A 16,990-nucleotide genomic window follows, 5' to 3' on the forward strand; every position below is an offset into this window, starting at 1 on the left:
ACGTTTCCGCCTCATAAAGGCTAACCCTTCGCCGGTGATTCGCCAGCGAGACCTGGGAACCGAGGGGCGGACGGCTACTGGCTCACCTCGCGCACCGACGGCAACACATGCAGGGGGTTCGGCCAGCGCGTCGGCGGGGCTCCGAACGCCTGGCGGGCATTGTTGACGATCTTCTTGCCGACGAGGCGATTGCCGCCGCCACCAACCACGGCGCCGATGCCGACGGGCAGCATCTTGCCGAACATCAACGCGCCGCGTCGCAGCGCGTACCGCTTGACGAAGTATTTGAGCATTCGGGTGTTGAGCCGCCCCAGGCTGGACAGCGGCAGCGAGGCCATGCCCTCGGCGAGCCAGCCACCGTTGGTGCGCCCCGGGCCGATCAGCTCGCCGATGGCGCGCTTGCTGTCGTCGCCGACCAGGACGGCCAGCACCAGCGCGCGCCGCCGCTCGTGGTGGTCGGCGGGGATGCCGTGGACCTGGGCGATCGAAAGCACGAAGATCGCCGTCGCCTCCAGGAAGAAAACCGTTTCGCCGGCGCCCGCCGACAGCGCCGCCAATGTCCCGATCCCGGGAAAGGTCGCCGCCGAACCGACCGCGGCACCGCTGGCCATCAACGCGGCCAGGTAGCGGTTTTCCAGCATCGTCACGATCTCGGCGGGGCTCGCGCCGGGATTAGTCCGCCGCAGCCGGGCCACCAGTGCCTCCGCGGCCGGGCCCTGAACCCGCGAACTGCGCTCGATGACCTGCGCCAATGCGCGCGTCGAGGCCTTCGGGCGACCGGAGCGGCCGGACGGCACGTTCTCGGGCAGCTGCTCGGGTCGCTTCAGGGACCTCAGCCCTGACCTATTGCGTCGCGCGCTCATAGTGTCTCTCCTGCCAATGGCGTCCCTTCAGGCTAACGCGAGTTTGCTGACCGCGGGGCCAGCCAATATGCGCGCGCGTCAATCCGACTGCGGGCGGCGGGCGATCTGCAGACGCGGGATAATGCAGGCTGGACATTGCTCGGGTCGTTTGTCGGCTGCGGTGGGGGAATCGCCGCGTACGGGCGATGTCACAGCTGCTCATGGCGGTAAGCCGGTCGTCGGGCGTTGAAGCGAGGTGAGTGCATGACCGGGGCCGCTCGCGGGGCCACGTCCGGGTCGGCCGGGGGGACCCGGCGCGCGGGGCCGAGTCGTGCCGATATGGCCGCCGACCGCAAGTTCCTGGGCCCATCCGGGCCGCTGAGAAGGGGAAACCCGTGGCACGCGCTCTGGGCGATGATCATCGGGTTCTTCATGATCATGGTCGACTCGACCATCGTCGCGATCGCCAACCCGACCATCATGGCCGACCTGCATATCGGTTACGACGCCGTGGTCTGGGTGACGAGTGCCTACCTGCTCGGGTATGCGGTGGTGTTGCTGGTGGCCGGTCGCCTCGGTGACCGGTTCGGTTCGAAGAACCTCTACGTGATCGGTCTGGTGGTGTTCACCGTCGCCTCGATGTGGTGCGGACTGGCCGGCAGCGCCGGCATGCTGATCACCGCGCGGGTCGTGCAGGGGGTGGGCGCCGGGGTGCTCACCCCGCAGACCCTGTCGACGATCACCCGGATCTTCCCGCCGCACCGGCGCGGGGTGGCGGTCAGCGTGTGGGGCGCCACCGCCGGCGTCGCCAGCCTGGTGGGTCCGTTGGCCGGTGGCGTGCTGGTGGACGGGCTGGGTTGGGAGTGGATCTTCTTCGTCAACGTCCCGATCGGCCTCGCCGGGCTGGCGCTGGCGATGTGGCTGGTTCCGGAGCTGCCCATCCAGGCGCACCGGTTCGATCTGGTCGGCGTCGCCCTGTCCGGGGCGGGCATGTTCCTGGTCGTGTTCGGTCTGCAGCAGGGCCAGTCCGCGCACTGGCAATCGGTGAACACCCGGGAGCCGCTGATCCCGCTGGAAGTCTTCGCCGACCGTGATTTCAGCCTGTGCAGCGTCGGGGTGGGCATCACCTCCTTCGCGGCGACCGCGTTGATGTTGCCGGTGACCTTCTATACGCAGCTGGTGTGCGGGTTGTCGCCGACCCGCTCGGCGTGGGTGATCGCGCCGATGGCGATCGCCAACGGTGTGCTCGCGCCGTTCGTCGGCCGGATCGTCGACCGGTACCACCCGCGTCCGGTGCTCGGGTTCGGCTTTTCGGTGCTGGCGATCGCGCTGACGTGGCTGTCGTTCGAGATGTCGCCGGACACGCCGATCTGGCGGTTGGGGCTGCCGTTCACCGCGGTTGGCGTCGGGATGGCTTTCGTGTGGTCGCCGCTGACGGCTACCGCCACCCGGAATCTGGCGCCGCAGCTGGCCGGCACCGGATCGGCGGTCTACAACTCGGTCCGCCAGCTCGGGGCGGTGCTCGGCAGTGCCGCGACGGCCGCGTTCATGACCTGGCGCATCGGCGCCGAGATGCCGCCCGACGTCTCCGATCACGACGCGGGGGATGGCGCAATCCCGTTGCAATTGCCCGAATTCGTGCGCGAGCCGTTTTCGGCCGCGATGTCACAGTCGGTGCTGTTGCCCGCGTTCATCACGCTGTTCGGGATCTGCGCGGCGCTGTTCCTGGTCGGCTTCGCGTCATCGACGATGTCGCGGGCGGGCATCGGTGGTGGCCCGTCCGACTACGACGATTGGGTCGACGATGACGACTACGTCGAAGTCATCCTGCGGCGCGAGGACGGCGGTGTGGCGCCCGACGCGATCGCACCGGCCGAGGTGCACTACAGCGATCCCGTCGAGCCGTGCCGCCGCCGACGCGACGACCCGCCCTCGCGACCCGAGCCGATTGGCTTCGCGCACAACGGATCGCACGCCAATCGAGAAACACGCTTCCGGCCTGTCGTCGAGTTGCCGGCGCACTGGCAGGGCCCGGCCACCCGCAGCGATCGCAGCGCGCCGTCGCCGGGCCGGGGCGTGAACGGCTCCACCAGGGCGGCGCCAGGCCAGCGCTACGATCCCGACCCGGACGACGACGCACGAGGCCGGCATTCTTCCGGCCGCTAGGCCCGACCGCACACCCTCAGGAGTGCGCCGTCAACGCCAAGAAGCCACCCAATTCCAGCAGGCCGGCCGGCGTGGTGGGCAGGTACTCGGTCAGCAGCTCCGAACGCACGATCACCGCCGCGTACTGCGCCCGGCTGACCGCGACGTTGAGCCGATTCCTGTTGAGCAGGAACGAGATTCCACGCGGCACTTCGTCGACCGACGATGCGGTCATTGAGATGAAGACCACCGGCGCCTGCCCGCCCTGGAACTTGTCGACGGTTCCGACCCGCACCCCATCCAGACCCGCCGCCGTCAGCCGCTGGCGCACCAGCAACACCTGAGCGTTGTATGGCGCCAGCACCAGCACGTCGGAGGCGGCCAACCCCCGGGTGCCGTGCTCGTCGGTCCACGCCGAACCGAGTAGCCGCCGCATCTCAACGACGATCGCGGCGGCCTCTTCGGGGCTTTCGATCGAATTGCCTTGGTGGTGAACAGAAAGCACACTCACACCGGGCCGGCAGCCGACGAGGATGCGCGCGGCGGTGCGCTCGGTGACCGAATGCAGTCTGCCTTCATACGACAGCTCGGAGACCGCGGCGCAGACCGCCGGATGCATCCGGTAGGACAGGTCCAGGAAGTAGCCGCGCTCATCGGGCAGTGTGCGCTGACCGTCGACCAGCCAATCGAGGGCGGACGTGTCGACGGGCTCGGGATGCGTGCCCTGGCTGACTTGCGGCAGCTGCTGGGGGTCTCCGAGCAGCAGCAGGTTGCTGGCCGCCGCTGCCACGGCGATTGTGTTGGCCAGGCAGAACTGGCCCGCCTCGTCGATGACGAGCAGATCCAGGCTGCCCGGCGGAACCCGATTGGCGTTGGCGAAATCCCAAGCCGTGCCACCGATCACGCATCCGTTGGTGGCCGAGATGAATGCCGCGTACTCGCTGCCGTCGATCTCCTGCCAGCGCGGGGCGTGGTGATCGTACTTCTTCTTCGCGACCCGGCTCGGCTCCAGCCCCGTATCGATCACGGCGTCGAGCAGGTTTTCCACCGTCGCGTGCGACTGCGCAACCACACCGACGCGCCAGCCGTGTTCGGTGACCAGGCGGGCGATTACCGCCGCGGCGGTGAACGTCTTTCCGGTTCCCGGCGGGCCGTGCACCGCCAGGTACGACGACTCGAGATCCAGTGCCGCCGCGGTGATATCGGCGATGGTGTCGGCGCCGCGGGGCAACGCGGCGCTTCTGGTGCGGGGCGGGCGGCGCAGCAGGACGTCGATCATCGCGGTGCGCGGTAACTGGGGCAGCCCCGCGGCCACCGCGATGGCGGTGGATTCGATCGACTCGCGCAGCGCGGTGGTGGGCAGCGGCGGCCCGGGCGTCAGGGCGAAGGGGAGTTGGTGAAAGGCGTTGCCGTCGCGGCCTATTCGTTCGAGGATGACGACTTCGGTGGGCACCGCCGGATCGTCGACCTCGACGACTGTGGCGCGTCCGGCCGCCCGGAGGTCGGGATTGTCGCTCATGCTCGGCGGAGCCGGCGCCTCGTACAGCGCGAAGACGTCGCTCATCAGGTCGCCGCGGGCGAGTTCACCGCGCAGCGTCACGCGGCGCTGCGGCTTGCGGGCCCGCGGCGGCGTGTGCCAGTCCACGCTGACCGACGCCTCCTCGGCGACGAACACGTCGGCGCTGTCCGCCCATTCGTCGACCGGGAAGTTCAGCCGGTCGAAATGCGCCCACCAGAACGGCTTGTCCTCGCGACGGTGGTAGCCACGCGCCGCGCCGACCAGCGCGACGGCGATCTGCTCCGGCGTCCGTTCCCCGACGGCGGCGTCCCCGGTGAACGCCGACAGCATCGCCGCCAACTCGTCGTGGTCCTCGACGGTGTTGCCGCCCGACACCGGTTGGGCGCCGATCGGTGTGACGCCCGATTCCCAGGCGCGCACCAACAACCAGTTGCGCAGCTCCTGCGTCGACCGGCAGTCGTAGTGGTTGTAGTCCTCGATCTCCTTGAGCACTGTTTCGGCTTCGCCGGTGCGGCCGGCGTCGCGCAGTTCACAGGACTTGGCGTAGGAGGTGATCGAATCCGCGGCTGTGGTGACGTCTCCCGATCGCAGTTGGTTTCCCATGTACAGCGGCTCCAGGGCTTTAAGGCTGAACGACTCGGCGCCAGACTGCATGCTCTTGCGCACCAACGGGTACAGGTCGACCAGTGTCCCGCTGCGCAATAGGTCGTCGACCTCGTCCTCGCCCACGCCGTAGCGCCCGGCAAGCCGCAGCAGGGCGGTCTTCTCGTACGGGGCGTAGTGGTAGATGTGCATGTTGGGCCGGCGCTTGCGGCGCTTCTTCACCATCGCCAGGAAATCGATCAGGGCCTTGCGCTCGTCGACCCGGTTGTGCGCCCACAGTGGGCTGAATTTCCCCGCCGCGTCCAAGACGCCGAATAGGTACTCCAGGCCCCAGTCGTGGCCGTCGGCGGTCCACAGCGGATCGCCCTCGAAGTCGAAGAACAGATCGCCGGGGTCGGGCTCGGGCAACAGCGCCAGCGGCTTGGGGTCGACGACCTCGAACTGTGCAATGCCGGTATCACGTTGCCGTACTTGCAGTTTCGCCTGGGTCGTCAGCTTGGCTACCGCGCTGGGTGCCAGGTCGGGTACCGGGCCGTCATGTTCGGCCAGGTCGGCGACGGTGGCGATCCCGGCGTCGATCAGCTTGTCGCGCTGGCTGATTCGCATGCCGGCCACCAACAGCAGATCGTCGCCGGCCTGCACCTGCTCGACACACAACGGACACCGAAAACACGCCCGCACGCCTCCATCCTCCCAGCGCACCGGACTGCCGGCGGCGTGGTGCTCGTCGAGCAGCCGTTGCAACAGGGCACGCTGGGATACAAAGACGGGGATCAGATCGCAGACGCGATACCGCATCACCGAGCCGTCGCCCAGCCTCAGCTCGGCCTCCTCCTCGACGGACACGCCCATCCCGGTCAGCGCGTCGGCATACGCCGCCAGCTGCAGCAACGCGGTGACCTTGGGGGAGCGGGCCAGCTTGGTGTCGACCAGCCGATACCGCTCACCGTCGGCCACCAGGAAGTCGGCGAAGCCGACGAAGCGGCCGTCGAACATCGCGGCCTGATACACCACCGGAGCGTGGTTGGCGATCGCGCGCCGGGTGGCCTCGCTGGCGGCGGTCAGGCCGGCCAGCGTGTAGGCCGGACGGCCGATCACGGCGACGCCGTCGCCGAACTCGTCGCGCAGCCGGTCGAGTTCGCGTCGCTCATGGGCGTCCCCGAGGGTCGCGGTGCGCGCCAGTAGCTCGTCCTCGACGTCGACGACCGGACCCCAGCCCAGCTTCGCGTCGAAATTCCGGAGTAGGGCGTATTCGCATCGGGCGGCCGCGGCCAGGTCCGACGCGCTGTACACGATGCTGTCGTCGGTGACGAACACAGCAGCCACTGTAGGTGAGGCGGCCGACACCGCGGCGGTTCTGCGAAGGTGTGCCGGTTCAGTGCGCGGGGCCGTTGCCGATCAGCTCGACGGTGTTGCCGTTCCAATGAAACTTCACATTGGTGTTCAGGCCGTTGATGCCGCTGGGGTAGGTCAACGCCACCGTGTCACCGGTGGTTTGCGCCGCATCGATGCCGTTGAACCCGTAGGTGTCCGGCACGCCCTGCGGGATGAACTGGCCGAGATGAAACAGCACCGCCCGGGTGGTCGCATTGACCGCGTTGGTGTTGGCCTTGATGATCACCGCCGAAAGCGGCGCGCACTGGTTGTAGTTACCGGCCAACGGCTCCGGGTTCCACGCCTGTTGGCTGCGCGGATCGCGGGGCAAGTCGGAGACCACTTTCGCGATCGTGGGCGAGGCCAGATTGACCGCGCACGGGTCGGCCGGCGTGCTGGGACCGGGCGACGCGATCTCGGTCGGCTGAGGCGTGGCGGGTGCGGTGATCGACGCGGTCGCCGTGGTGGGCTGCGGCGTCTTCGCGACCGTGGAATCTCCCGAACCGCAGCCGGTCAACGTTGCGGCGAGCAGGACGCCGACGGTCAGTGCATCGACACGGCACGGTAGGCACCACACATCGCGCAACCGTACCGGCAGCCCGCTCGCTTGCGTAGCAGGCATGCCGTGCCACTGTGCCCGAAGGTGGCGACCCGCCGCGCCCAGCTGCGCTGGTCTCGCGGTCACCACTAAACTTCTCAGACGATGACAGTCCCCGACGGCCCGCCGGCAGCGGCCGCTACTTCGTTTGCTGACCTGCAGATTCATCCCGATGTGGTGCGGGCCCTTGCCGACGTCGGCTACGAGTCGCCGACGGGAATCCAGGCTGCGACGATTCCGGCGCTGATGGCGGGGTCGGACGTGGTCGGCCTGGCGCAAACCGGCACGGGTAAGACGGCGGCTTTTGCCACGCCGATCCTGTCGAAAATCGACGTCACCAACAAGGCGACCCAGGCCCTCGTCCTGGCGCCCACCCGCGAACTGGCCCTGCAGGTGGCCGAGGCGTTCAGCCGATACGGGGCTCACCTGCCACAGCTCAATGTGCTGCCGATCTACGGCGGAGCGTCCTACGGCGTACAGCTGGCAGGGCTGCGGCGCGGCGCACAGGTGGTGGTCGGCACGCCCGGTCGCGTCATCGACCACCTCGAACGCGGGACGCTCGATCTCTCCCGGGTGGACTACCTGGTGCTCGACGAGGCCGACGAGATGTTGACCATGGGCTTCGCCGAGGAAGTCGACCGCATCCTGTCCGAGACACCGGAGTACAAGCAGGTGGCCCTGTTCTCGGCGACCATGCCACCGGCGATCCGCAAGATCACCGCCAAATATCTGCACGACCCGTTCGAAGTCACCTCTAAAGCGAAAACCGCGACCGCCGAGAACATTTCGCAGCGCTTCATTCAGGTCGCCGGGCCGCGCAAGATGGACGCGCTGACTCGGGTGCTGGAAGTCGAGCCGTTCGAGGCGATGATCGTATTCGTGCGCACCAAGCAGGCCACCGAGGAGGTCGCCGAAAAGCTGCGCGCCCGAGGTTTTTCCGCGGCCGCTATCAACGGCGATATCGCGCAGGCCCAGCGCGAGCGCACCGTCGCCGCGCTCAAGGATGGCAGCATCGACATCCTGGTCGCCACCGACGTGGCGGCCCGGGGCCTGGACGTGGAACGCATCTCGCATGTGCTCAACTACGACATCCCGCACGACACCGAGTCCTACGTCCACCGCATTGGGCGCACCGGCCGGGCCGGCCGTTCGGGCACCGCGCTGCTGTTCGTCTCGCCGCGGGAGCGCCATCTGCTCAAGGCAATTGAGAAAGCGACGCGGCAAAGTCTGACCGAGGCGGAACTGCCGACCGTGGAAGACGTCAACGCGCAGCGGGTGGCGAAATTCGCCGACTCCATCACCGGCTCGCTCGGCAACCCGGGCATCGAGCTGTTCCGCAAGCTGGTGCAGGACTACGAACGCGAGCACGATGTTCCGATGGCCGACATCGCCGCGGCGTTGGCGGTGCAGTCGCGCGACGGTGAAGAGTTCCTGATGTCGCCCGAACCGCCACGCCAGCGTCGTGAGCGGCCCGAACGTGACGGCGACCGTCGGGAGCGCCCCGAAAAGTCAAGGGGCATACGGTCATTCCAGACCTATCGGATCGCCGTCGGCAAGCGTCACAAGATCGGCCCGGGCGCGATCGTCGGAGCCATCGCCAACGAGGGCGGCCTGCATCGTAGCGATTTCGGCCACATCGCGATCGGGCCCGACTTCTCGTTAGTGGAGCTGCCCGCGAAGCTGTCCGCTTCGACGCTGAAAAGGCTTGAGAAAACTCGTATCTCGGGTGTGCTGATCGACCTCAAGCCGGACCGCTCGTCCGGCAAGTCCGCTGAGAAGCCCGGTCATGGTGGGCCCAAGCGGCGCAGAAAAGACGCTGGATGACCCTGTCCGACGAACGGGACGCCCAAGGCGGACTCGAGCAGGTCTCGCACGTCGACCGGGTCGCCTCCCTGACGGGTGTCCGCGCGGTCGCGGCGATCCTGGTCGTTGGCACCCACGCCGCCTACACCACCGGCAAGTACACACACGGCTATTGGGGTCTGGCCGGTGCCCGGATGGAGATCGGGGTGCCGATCTTCTTCGTGCTGTCCGGTTTTCTGTTGTTTCGTCCCTGGGTGAAATCCGCTGTCAGTGGAGGGTCGGCACCGTCGGTGAGTCGCTATGCGCGACATCGGGTTCGGCGCATCATGCCGGCCTACGTGATCACCGTGCTGTTCGCCTATGTGCTGTATCACTTCCGCGATGCGGGACCGAACCCCGGGCATTCCTGGCACGGATTGATCCGCAATCTCACATTGACGCAGATCTACACCGACGGCTACCTCGGCAAGTATCTGCACCAGGGCCTCACGCAGATGTGGAGCCTGGCGGTCGAGGCGTCCTTCTACGTGCTGCTGCCGTTTTTGGCGTACCTGCTGCTGGTGGTCATCTGCCGCCGGCATTGGCGGCCGAGATTGCTGGTGGGCACGCTGCTGGCGCTGTCCTTGATCAGCCCGGCCTGGGTGGTCCTGGTGCGTATCGATCACTGGTTCCCCGACGGCGCCCGGCTGTGGCTGCCGACCTACCTGGCCTGGTTTCTGGGTGGCATGCTGCTGGCCGTGCTGCAGGCGATGGGCGTGCGTTGCTACGCCTTCGCGGCCATACCGCTGGCGGTGATCTGCTACTTCATCGTCGCCACCCCGATCGGCGGCGCACCCACGACCTCGCCGGCGGCGATTTCCGAGGCGGTGGTCAAGACGGTCTTCTACACCGTGATCGCCACCCTGGCGGTGGCCCCGCTGGCCCTGGACGGCCACGGTTGGTATTCACAGCTGCTGGCTAGCCGCCCGATGGTCTGGCTCGGCGAGATCTCCTACCAGATCTTCCTGATCCACCTGGTGACGATGGAATACACGATGGTCTACATCGTGCGGGCCCACGTCTACACCGGGCCGATGTTGTATCTGTTCGTCGCGACGCTGGTGGTGACGATCCCGCTGGCTTGGCTGCTGCACCGATTCACCCGCGTTCCGAGCTGAGTGACAATCGACTTTATGCAGGTTACCCTAACCTAACTTCGAGGTTGGGAGACGCCGATGAGCGAACAGAAGGCATCGCGGGGCTGGGCGGGCACGGTGCTCAAGCTGATGGGTGCCGGGGACTACCGGCTCACGGTCACCGGCCGGCGCGAGATCGGCCCGCACTACCTGCAGCTCAACTTCGACGCCGGCGGCATGCTCGCCGCCCACGCGGTGCATCCGACGATGTGGATCCGGGTGTGGTTCGTCGACGGCGACAAGACGCACCAGCGCGGCTACACGCTGGTCGACCCCGACCCGGACGCCGACACGGTGAGCGTCGAGTTCGCGTTGCACGACGGCATCGCCTCGCAGTGGGCGCGCGCGGCGCAACCCGGCGACACCATCGAGGCGACGGTGCTGGGCAGCCGGTTCGCCATTCCCGAGCCGGCGCCGGCCGGGTACGTCATCGTCGGCGATAGCGCCTCGCTACCGGCCATCAACTCGCTGCTGGCCTCGATCGGCGACGCCCCGGCGCAGGTGTTCTTGGAGGCCGGCTACGAGGACGACAAGGACCTGCCGGTAGTGGTCGGCCCCGACGTCACCTGGGTGGATCGCAAGAACGCCGGTCAGGGATTGCTGGAGGTGGTGCGGTAGGCGGCTTTCGACGCCGGCGACCACTTCGGCTGGGTGGCCTGCGACAACCGCACCACCCGCTCGATCGCCAAGGCATTACGGGAGGACTTCGGTATCCCACGCAAATCCATTAAGGCGCAAGCCTATTGGGTGGCCTAGCCACAGGGAGGGAATGGCTGCCAGCTAGCGGCGGGCGCTTGCCGGGGCGATGATCGGGACGACAAATTCCTCGATCATCGCCCGCTCTTCGCTTTCGTCGCGGCCCGGGTAGGTCAGCAACGAGACGATCACCCGGACCGCCCAGCGGGCGCGGCGTTCGATGGCGGCGGGATCGTCGGGTCCCAGCGAATGCAGGAACGCCGCTGCCAAGGCCGCGATCACGTCGGACTGGCCGGCCAACTCACCACCGACCGGCGGGCGCGTGGTGGCGAACCACGACGCCAGTGCCGGGCTCTCGCGCACCATCTGCAGCGTGACGAGGATGCTGACGATCAGCTTTTCGCGAGGGTCTTCGATTCCGCCGGTGCGCGCGATGATGTCGCGGCCCAGGCGGTGCGTCTCGCGGTGGATGTACGCGGTTCGCAGCGCCTCCCGATTCTCGAAGTACCGGTACAGCGTCGCACGGGAACAGCCTGCGGCCCTGGCGATTTCGTTCATGCCGATCGAGTCGGAATCACGCGCGGTGTAGAGCTGCTCGGCAGCGTCGAGGATGCGATCTACCGCGGCTTCGCTGCGGCTCGAGGCAAGCCAGTCGGTACCGGCCATCAGGACCTCACGGTGATCGGCACCGACACCGGACGTCGCACGTAGCTGCCGCCCGCCCAGACGACCGAATTCTCGTCGACGTCGAAATCCGGGCAGCGGGACAGCAGTTCGGTCAGCGCGACCCGGGATTGCATCCTGGCCGCCGCCGCACCCAGGCAATGGTGCGCGCCGTGGCTGAAGGTCAGGATGTTGCGCGGGGCAGCGGGTCACGTCGAGTTCGCCGGCGTCCGGCCCGTATTGACGTTCGTCGCGGTTGGCCGATCCGTACAGCAGCAGCACGCGACGACCGGCCGGGATCGTGGTGTCGACGATCGTCACGTCGCGGGTAACGGTGCGCGCCAAACCTTGGGCCGGCGAGGTCAGCCGCAGCAGCTCCTCGACCGCGTCACCGATCATTTGTGGTTTGTGCACCAACAACTCTCGTTGGTCGGGCCGTTGGTGTAGCAGCGGCATCGAACCGCCGAGCATGCCGGTCACGGTGTCGTTGCCGCCGGTGACCATCGTGAAGGTGAACGCCAGGATCGGCAGGGTTCCGGAGATGTCGCCGTCGGCGCCGACTCCCGCAGCGACCAGGTGGGAGATGGTGTCGTCCTCCGGCTCGGTCCGGCGACGCTCGATCAGCCGGGTGAAGTAGGCCATCATCGATCCGACCGCGTCGCCGACGGTTTCCAGCGCGCCCGCGACGCCACCGTCGGCGGTGTTGGCCGCGACGATCGCCTGGGTCCAGCCATCGAACTAGGCCCAATCCTCCTCGGGCACACCGAGGTAATGCGCGACGACCATCGACGGCAGCGGCTTGAACAGCTCCGCGACGATGTCGCCACCGCCGCGGGCGCGCAACGCCTTGATGCGCTCGACGACGAACTGGCGAACCTTCGGTTCCACGGCCTCGACCTGCCGGGGTGTGAACCCGCGCGACACCAGCTTGCGAAACTCGGTGTGCACGGGCGGATCTTGCATGACGAACGGCGGGTTATCTTGCAGTCCAATCATTTCCAGGTCGCCATAGTTGACCGTGAGGCCCTGCGCGGAGGAGAACGTCTCGTGGTCGCGCGCCGCCGACCACACATCGGCGTGCCGGGACAGCACGTAGTAATCCTGGTCGGGTGTTTCGCGGGAACGACGTGGTGCACCGGATCGTGGTCGCGCAGCGCGCGGTACATCGGCCATGGATTCGGCCAGGTGTCGGCATTGGCGAGCTCGAAGATGACCGGTGCGTTGTGAGACATAACCACAGTCATGTCTCATTAGTACGACAGTTACGATCAGATGTCAACTACACCGGTGATTCAGCTGATCAGTATGTGGAGGTAGTTCCGGAAACCTGAGCTTGGTAGGGCCAGCCAAGCATGGGCCGAATGCCGAAGCGTGGGCATCAGCCCAGTTAAACAGCTTGTTCCCCAGCAGTCTTGCGATCGCCTCGAATTTGGTGGGTGGCCGGTCTCGCCTGGGTTAATCGGCGGCGCATTATTTTGCCCGAGGATGTCATCGGTAGGTCGGTGACGAATTCGACGGCACGGGGCCGCTTGCAGGCGGCAAGACGGTCACGGCAGAACTCCATGATGGATTCAGCGGTGGGTTGTCTACGAGTCCGGGCCACTACATAAGCGACGGCGATTTCCCCTCGTATCGCATCGGGTCGACCGGCGACTCCTACGAGGGCGACGTCGGGGTGGGCGGAGATGACGCGTTCGATTTCGGCCGGATACACGTTGTAACCCGACGTGATGATCATGTGTTTGATTCGGTCTACAACGAACAGGCGTCCGGCTGCGTCCCGATAGCCGATGTCGCCTGTGCCGAGCCAGCCGTCAGTGTCGAGTGCCTCGCGCGTCGTCTCGGGGTTCCCGTGGTATCCGCTCATCACGATGGGCCCACGCACCTGGAGTTCTCCGAGTTGGCCGGGTGGCACTTCGGTGCACGAGCCGTCGAGTGCGGCGATGCGAACGTCGATCCCGGGCAGCGATACACCGATAGATCCGGGGATGGAGGGGCACAGCGGACTGTGCGTGGCGCCCAGTCCGGCGAGTTCGGTCATCCCCCAGAGCTCTATGAGAGGCACAGCGCTGCGACGGCGCCAGTCCTCTGCCTGCTTTGCTGAGAATGCCTGTCCGCCAACGGTGCACATTCGCAACGAGCGCAGATCCGCGGTATCGAGCGATTCCGCGGCCAGCAGTTTCGAGTACATCGTAGGAACGCCTTCGAACATCGTGGCGCGCTCGGCGGCGATCAGATAGAGCGTCCTGTCGGCATCGAATCGCTCCATCAGTACGACCGTGCCGCCGGCCAGAAAGGTGCTGTTGATTGCCACGTTGCCGTACACATGCGCTACGGGCAATGCGGTCACGACGATGTCTGACCGCGAGCGGGTGTGCATCGTCGCGGTCAGCGCACAGTTCAAGAGTACGGCCTGATGCGATTGCATCGCCCCTTTGGGATGACCCGTGGTCCCGGACGTATAGACGATGGCGCACAGGTCATTTGGCCGCGCATCCACCATCGTCATAGGGTGTCTCGCGCCATCGGCGAGCAGCTCGTCGAACTCCGTCGCTTCGTCCTGGGCGCCGCCGTATTCCGCAACGAGCGCGACGTCCGGTGTCGTCGCCAGCGCGGCGTAGGCGGTCGCGCTGCGTTCGGCACCGATGATGAGCGCGCGCGAACGGCAGTCGCCGAGCACATGGGCAAGCTCTGGAGCAGTGAGCATGACGTTGATCGGGTTGACGACTGCGCCGGCGCGCAGGGCCCCGTGATAGGCCACCATCCATTGCCATGCGTTCTGGCCGAACAACGAAACAACGTCACCGGTGGCGATGCCGCGACGCTGCAGTGCCACCGCGAAATTCCGTGACAAGCGCTCTAAGTCGCCGTAGGTCAGCCGCACCGTGTCAGTGATCAGGGCCAAGCCGTCGGCGTCTCGGCTTGCGGCGCAGGGAAATATCTCGCCGGGGCCGATCGAAGGTGAAGCGCCGACCACGGCCTCAGGCATCGCTGCCGTCGTTGGGCGAGTAGGTCAATACCGCCTTGGTCGTGGCGCCCCGACGCACCGCGGCGATTGCCTCGTTGATGTCGGCGAAGGCGAACGTGTCGATAATCCGATCGAAGGGGAAGCGGCCTTCCCGGTACATCTTTAGCAGCCGTGGAATGAGCATGGCTGCGACGGCGTCGCCCTCGATCACCCCGATTACCGTGCGCCCGAACAACAGATGACCTTGGTTGACGGTGATGTTGTTGGATGGGCCCTGAAATCCGACGCTCGCGCAGGTCCCCGGTGCCTGTAGCGATTCGATTGCCGCGCGTGCAACGACCGGGAGGGCGATGCAGTCGACGGTGTACTGGACGCCTCGACCACCAGTCAGGTCACGTATGAGGCCGACGGGGTCGCTCGATGATGAGTTGACGATGTGGGTTGCTCCGAGTTGGCGGGCCTTCGACAGTGCCGAGTCGTCGATGTCGACCACGATGATCGGTGAGCAACCGGCGGCGACGGCAGCGAGCACGGCGGCAAGTCCGACCGAGCCGACACCAAATACCGCAATTGACGAGCCGGGGGCGGGCTTAAGCGTGTTCAAGACCGCACCGGCGCCCGTTTGGATCCCGCAACCCAGCGGGCCCAGCAGAGCCAGTGGGAGCTCGGGACCTACCTTCACACAGCAGCGTTGGGTCGCCACCGCGAAGGTAGACCACGACGATTGCCCGAAGAATGCGCCAAGTACTGGGCCGGCGTCGTCGTTCAGGGGCGTCGTTCCGTCGCCGCGGGCTCCGGTGAAGTTCAGGCCCATGAAATGGCGGCAATGCATGGGCAGCCCGGCGGTGCAATTGTCGCAGCGACCGCAGAAATTGTAGGACAGCACCACGTGATCTCCTGGGGCGATCGTGGTCACTGCGCTGCCCACCTGCGTCACGATGCCAGCTCCCTCGTGTCCGAGGACGATTGGGGGTTCATCCGCTGCGGCCGAGGCGATTACGCCCAGATCGGTGTGACAGATGCCCGAGCTGACCTTGCGTACAACCAGCTCATCGGGACGTAGAGGTCCGATGTCGAGCTCTTCCAAACGCAGTGGCGAGGATGCTGAACGCAGCACTGCCGCTGTGGTTTTCATCCGGTGAGTCCCGCCGTTTTCTTGAGGGTGATGGTTTGGTGGTTGGTGTATTCGGCAAGCCCGTGCAGCGAGTTCTCGGCGCCGATTCCGGATTGTTTGTGACCGGCGAAGACTTGGTGCGGGGAATATTGATGAACTTCGTTGATCCACACGGTGCCGGCCTCGAGGCGGCGCGCGATGTTCTGAAGTCGCTGTACATCGGTGCCCCAGACCGACGCCCCTAATCCCCACGGTGTGTCGTTGGCGCGGGCAATGACGTCATCGTCATCGGACCAGCGCAGCAAGGGAACAATTGGACCAAACGGTTCCTCGGCCACCAGACGAGAGTTCTCCGGGGGGTTGTCGACGAGGGTGATGGGGACGAACCAGCCAGGCGCATCGCGATCGATGGTGCCCCCAAGCGCGAAGTCGTAGCCGTGCGCGCTGCAATCGTCAAAGTACTCCGCAACCTTGCGATATTGCAGCTCATTTTGGACAGGACCGAGGTCGGTGGTGGGGTCGGCGCCGTTGCCAACGACGATCGTTCGTGCGTATTCGGTCAGGGCGTCACGCACCCGGTCGTAGACCCGGTCGTGCACGTACAGCCGCTTGGCGGCGTTGCAAAACTGGCCGTTGTTCTGAAAGGCCGCCCAGAATAGATTGGGCGCCAACGTTATTAGATCGACATCATCGAGGACGATCGCCGGATCGTTGCCGCCCAGCTCCAAAGTGATTCGCTTGAGGGTTCCTGCCGCCGATCGCATTACATGCTTGCCGGTTTCGGTGCTGCCGGTGAACGCGACTTTGGCGATGTCGGGGTGCTCAGTCAGCCACCGGCCCAGCTCGTCGTTACCACTCAGCGCGCTCAGAACTCCCGGGGGAAGAATGTCTTGAACGAGCTCGACCAGTTTCAGGTCGCACAACGGGATGAACGCGCTCGGCTTGACGATGACGGTGTTGCCCGCATTGAGTGCCGGCGCGATCTTCCATACCGCAAGTAGTACAGGGAAGTTCCATGGGACGATCGCTGCTACCACTCCAAGTGGTGTGTGCCGGCTTACGACGAGCCGGTCGGTGGTGTCTTCGATGATTTCGTCCGGTAGCGATTGTTGTGCTACTTCCCGAAACCAGGTGATGGAGCCGTCAATCTCCCACTGCGCCATCGCCCGTGGCTTGCCCTGCTCACTTGTCAGCAGTGCCATGAACTCTTCGGCGTGGCATTCGAGTCGGTCAGCGATCGCAGCCAGCGCGGTTTGGCGTTCTGTATGCGGCCGTGCCGCCCACCCTGGAAAGGCGTGTCGCGCGGCTTCAACTGTTCGGTCAACATCCGTCGGATCCGCGCTGGGCACGTGGGTGAGAACCGATCGTGTCGCCGGGTTGAGAACGGGCGTTGAAGCTGCTTTTCGAGTGCGTGTTCCAGCGATGGTCATCGTGAAGTCGGAATCCACGCTCACCTGGACATCGGGAGTAGTGCGCACGTTGAGTCAATC

General features: G+C 66.2%; 10 protein-coding genes and 2 pseudogenes. 4 read left to right on the top strand and 8 right to left on the bottom strand.

Annotation, left to right across the window (positions count from 1 at the left end):
* Positions 1 to 74 precede the first annotated feature (74 nt).
* Positions 75 to 863: a hypothetical protein gene (locus G6N54_RS25520; protein WP_232072998.1), complete on the bottom strand. Its 789-nt coding sequence runs from the start codon at positions 861 to 863 to the stop codon at positions 75 to 77.
* Positions 864 to 1,181: 318 nt separating this feature from the next.
* Between G6N54_RS25520 and G6N54_RS25525 the strand changes: the two genes are divergently transcribed.
* Positions 1,182 to 3,008 carry an MFS transporter gene (locus G6N54_RS25525; protein WP_163794965.1) on the top strand — a complete coding sequence of 609 codons (1,827 nt, stop codon included), beginning with the start codon at positions 1,182 to 1,184 and terminating at the stop codon, positions 3,006 to 3,008.
* A 16-nt stretch (positions 3,009 to 3,024) separates the two neighbouring features.
* Here the strand turns inward: G6N54_RS25525 and G6N54_RS25530 are convergent, their stop codons facing one another.
* Positions 3,025 to 6,426, bottom strand: coding sequence for a TM0106 family RecB-like putative nuclease (locus tag G6N54_RS25530; RefSeq protein WP_163793140.1), 3,402 nt, complete (start codon positions 6,424 to 6,426; stop codon positions 3,025 to 3,027).
* 58 nt (positions 6,427 to 6,484) lie between these two features.
* Entirely contained in the window at positions 6,485 to 7,069 is a 585-nt protein-coding gene (locus tag G6N54_RS25535; RefSeq protein ID WP_170313098.1) for an LppP/LprE family lipoprotein, read from the bottom strand.
* A 117-nt stretch (positions 7,070 to 7,186) separates the two neighbouring features.
* Between G6N54_RS25535 and G6N54_RS25540 the strand changes: the two genes are divergently transcribed.
* The 3 genes and pseudogenes from G6N54_RS25540 (at position 7,187) to G6N54_RS25550 (ending at position 10,815) form a co-directional block, all read left to right on the top strand.
* Positions 7,187 to 8,905, top strand: a complete 1,719-nt coding sequence (locus tag G6N54_RS25540) for a DEAD/DEAH box helicase (RefSeq protein WP_163793145.1) — start codon at positions 7,187 to 7,189, stop codon at positions 8,903 to 8,905.
* Positions 8,902 to 10,041: an acyltransferase family protein gene (locus G6N54_RS25545; protein WP_163793147.1), complete on the top strand. Its 1,140-nt coding sequence runs from the start codon at positions 8,902 to 8,904 to the stop codon at positions 10,039 to 10,041. The genes G6N54_RS25540 and G6N54_RS25545 overlap by 4 nt, the downstream gene beginning before the upstream one ends.
* 57 nt (positions 10,042 to 10,098) lie before the next feature.
* A pseudogene (locus G6N54_RS25550) lies at positions 10,099 to 10,815 on the top strand (siderophore-interacting protein).
* Between the two features lie 24 nt (positions 10,816 to 10,839).
* Here the strand turns inward: G6N54_RS25550 and G6N54_RS25555 are convergent.
* The 5 genes and pseudogenes from G6N54_RS25555 to G6N54_RS25575 form a co-directional block, all read right to left on the bottom strand.
* Positions 10,840 to 11,421, bottom strand: a complete 582-nt coding sequence (locus G6N54_RS25555; RefSeq protein ID WP_163793150.1) for a TetR/AcrR family transcriptional regulator — start codon at positions 11,419 to 11,421, stop codon at positions 10,840 to 10,842.
* A pseudogene (locus G6N54_RS31425) lies at positions 11,421 to 12,662 on the bottom strand (cytochrome P450). Before G6N54_RS31425 ends, G6N54_RS25555 begins: the two are co-directional and overlap by 1 nt.
* Before the next feature lie 143 nt (positions 12,663 to 12,805).
* On the bottom strand, positions 12,806 to 14,407 hold the full coding sequence (locus G6N54_RS25565; protein WP_163793152.1) for a class I adenylate-forming enzyme family protein: 1,602 nt from the start codon (positions 14,405 to 14,407) through the stop codon (positions 12,806 to 12,808).
* On the bottom strand, positions 14,400 to 15,521 hold the full coding sequence (locus tag G6N54_RS25570) for an NAD(P)-dependent alcohol dehydrogenase (RefSeq protein WP_163793154.1): 1,122 nt from the start codon (positions 15,519 to 15,521) through the stop codon (positions 14,400 to 14,402). Before G6N54_RS25570 ends, G6N54_RS25565 begins: the two co-directional genes overlap by 8 nt.
* Complete coding sequence (locus G6N54_RS25575) at positions 15,518 to 16,948, bottom strand: aldehyde dehydrogenase family protein (RefSeq protein WP_197939556.1); 1,431 nt, start codon at positions 16,946 to 16,948, stop codon at positions 15,518 to 15,520. The genes G6N54_RS25570 and G6N54_RS25575 overlap by 4 nt, the downstream gene beginning before the upstream one ends.
* Positions 16,949 to 16,990: the final 42 nt, after the last annotated feature.

Origin of the sequence: Mycobacterium stomatepiae (genome assembly GCF_010731715.1) — a bacterium.
Taxonomy (GTDB): domain Bacteria; phylum Actinomycetota; class Actinomycetes; order Mycobacteriales; family Mycobacteriaceae; genus Mycobacterium; species Mycobacterium stomatepiae.

Coding starts and splice junctions, on each gene's coding strand:
- G6N54_RS25540 (WP_163793145.1), top strand. CDS start 7,187: ATGACAGTCCCCGACGGCCCGCCGGCAGCGGCCGCTACTTCGTTTGCT.
- G6N54_RS25555 (WP_163793150.1), bottom strand. CDS start 11,421: ATGGCCGGTACCGACTGGCTTGCCTCGAGCCGCAGCGAAGCCGCGGTA.
- G6N54_RS25565 (WP_163793152.1), bottom strand. CDS start 14,407: ATGCCTGAGGCCGTGGTCGGCGCTTCACCTTCGATCGGCCCCGGCGAG.
- G6N54_RS25525 (WP_163794965.1), top strand. CDS start 1,182: ATGGCCGCCGACCGCAAGTTCCTGGGCCCATCCGGGCCGCTGAGAAGG.
- G6N54_RS25520 (WP_232072998.1), bottom strand. CDS start 863: ATGAGCGCGCGACGCAATAGGTCAGGGCTGAGGTCCCTGAAGCGACCC.
- G6N54_RS25545 (WP_163793147.1), top strand. CDS start 8,902: ATGACCCTGTCCGACGAACGGGACGCCCAAGGCGGACTCGAGCAGGTC.
- G6N54_RS25570 (WP_163793154.1), bottom strand. CDS start 15,521: ATGAAAACCACAGCGGCAGTGCTGCGTTCAGCATCCTCGCCACTGCGT.